Below are 470 nucleotides of genomic sequence, written 5' to 3'. Positions count from 1 at the left end.
AATATCTCAAATCGTCCCAATCGTCAGCACTCGGCAAACGCCAACCTTTTGGACAAACCCCGCGATGCTGGGATTCCAATCCTACCCACACGTCAGAGTCATATTTACCGTCTATACTCATAGCCGTCGTCCAATTATACAATCTACCGTATTTGGCGCAACTATCAGCACTATTATTGTAACATCTCGAACCCGTACCGTCCAGCGTATCAAAATTAAGATTTTCAGTCATCCATTTCCTATTCCCTATCGTTACCCACCCGTATGTTTTATTATTTCTGCTATCAGTAAACGCATCCCCGTATCTGTCTCTTATACACATCTAGATGTGTATAAGAGACAGCCACTGTCCGCTGTATCCATCATTGGAATATCCATTCGTACCGTAAAATCCACCGGGTAGAGCTGAAAATCCAAAATCATCTGTACCAAATTGATCTAACACCCATCTGCTTGGCGTTATTAATTTG

At 42.6% G+C, this 470-nt stretch carries 1 protein-coding gene; it reads right to left on the bottom strand.

Annotated elements, in window-relative coordinates:
* A partial coding sequence (locus tag ACYVRA_RS08695) for an FISUMP domain-containing protein (RefSeq protein WP_461252321.1) occupies positions 1-322 on the bottom strand: 322 nt, incomplete at its 3' end.
* Positions 323-470 lie beyond the last annotated feature (148 nt).

It is taken from the genome of Treponema sp. R8-4-B8, from assembly GCF_054786175.1.
This window is presented reverse-complemented; position numbering and strand designations above follow the sequence as displayed.